Source organism: Flavobacterium collinsii, assembly GCF_902804485.1.
GTDB lineage: Bacteria > Bacteroidota > Bacteroidia > Flavobacteriales > Flavobacteriaceae > Flavobacterium > Flavobacterium collinsii.
The window spans coordinates 1-393 of record NZ_CADCST010000004.1; the positions used below are offsets into that span (position 1 = coordinate 1).

1 protein-coding gene is annotated in these 393 nt (G+C 45.8%); it reads right to left on the reverse strand.

All coding sequences use genetic code 11. The annotated features are described in order from the left end of the window. Window positions 1-393 (reverse strand): Ig-like domain-containing protein (locus FLA105534_RS00020; protein WP_173964019.1); only part of this gene is annotated, 393 nt, incomplete at both ends.

Sequence of the window (393 nt, forward strand, 5' to 3'; positions counted from 1 at the left end):
AGTACCTGAACAAGCATCTGTCGTAGTAGGCGCTGTGGCTGTAGCACTGCACTCACCAGTTACATCCGCCAAAACTGGTTTTGTCGGTTTCTGAGTGTCACTTATCGTTACCGTTCTAGTAACAATTGCATCAGCACAACCTCCTGTTCCCGTTACTGTATAAGATATTGTGGCTGTACCGAGCGCTTTTCCTGTAATTACTCCAGAAGCATCTACTGTAGCAACTGTTGTATTATTGCTTGACCAGCTTCCACCACCTGTTCCATTAGAAATAAATGTTGTTGTCGCTGCAGGACAAATGTTTTGTGTACCTGATAAAGTACCCGCATTTGGTGCTGCAGTTACCGTTACTGTTCTGGTAGCTGTGGCATTTCCACAACCGCCTGTTCCGGT